General features: G+C 62.8%; 1 protein-coding gene. It reads right to left on the reverse strand.

Annotated elements, in window-relative coordinates; all coding sequences use genetic code 11:
* The coding region (locus ACO0LH_RS28425; protein ID WP_422944515.1) for a condensation domain-containing protein at positions 1-1,203 on the reverse strand (1,203 nt) is incomplete at both ends.

The following is a 1,203-nucleotide window of genomic DNA, read 5'->3' on the forward strand; positions in this document are numbered from 1 at the left end:
CCTTCGTGTTCTTCAGCAATGAGGGGCTGCATCTGGAGCTGGTCTAAGGCGATGTCTTCGGCAGGGGCATTTTGCAGGGCGAAGAGGACCTGGAACAGGGGGGACTGGTTGAGGTCGCGTTCGGGCTCGATGATTTCAACGAGGTATTCAAAGGCGATGTCCTGGTGGGCGTAGGCGTCCAGGACGGTGGCGCGGGTACGGCGCAGGAGGTCGTTGAAGCTGGGCTGGCCACTGAGGTCGCTGCGCAGGACAAGGAGGTTGACGAAGAAGCCAATGAGGTTTTCGGTTTCGCGGCGGCCACGGTTGGCCACGGGGGTGCCGATGGGAATGTCTTGTTCTCCACAACGCCGGCCCAGCAGGAGGCTGAAGGCGGCAAACAGGGTCATGAAGAGGGTGGTGTCGGTTTGCAGGCCAAGCTGGCGGATCCGGGTGGTGAGGGCGGCTGGCAAATGGATGTAGGCGGCCGCACCATGGAAGCGCCGTTCTTCAGGACGGGGGAAATCCAGTGGTAAATGGATGGCGGCGGGCAGTTCATGGAGTTGTTCGCGCCAGTAATCGCATTGGCGACGCAATTGGTCTTGCTGGAGGTGGGTGCGTTGCCAGTGGGCGTAGTCGCTGTACTGGATGGCCAGCGGTGCCAGGGGTTCGGCATCTGCTCCGGCACGTTTGTCCTGACTGAGGTCGCGGTAGCTGGTGATGAGTTCGTTGAAGAAGATGCCGAGGGACCAGGCATCGGCGATGATGTGGTGCAGGGTGATGAGGAGGACGTGCTGGTGGCTGTCGACTTCGAGCAGGCGCAGGCGGATCAGGGGTTCTTCGGCCAGATTAAAGGCGTGCTGGCGTTCGTCGCGCCAGAGGGCCTGGATGTGTTGTTCGTCTGTCACGGGCTGGGGGATGAGTTCCAGGGTGGCGGGCGGGTCGGTAATAAGCCGGGGCTGGCCTTGATGGCTGGTGTAGCGGGTGCGCAGGATGTCGTGGCGTTGGAGGATGCGCTGGAGGCTGGTGCGGAGGTGGCCGGCTTGCAGGTCGCCGCTCAAGCGGATGGCAAGGGAGATGTTGTAGGCATGGTGGGCACCCATGAGCTGGTCCATGAGCCACAGGCGTTGCTGGGCGTAGGAGAGGACGGCTTCTTCTGGCTGGCCTTCTGCTTCCCGGCTGCTGCGCGGCAGGATGGGGCTGTGTACGCCACGGTTGGCGCTGGTG

This window comes from Undibacterium sp. TJN19, from assembly GCF_049339485.1.
Lineage (GTDB): Bacteria > Pseudomonadota > Gammaproteobacteria > Burkholderiales > Burkholderiaceae_D > Undibacterium.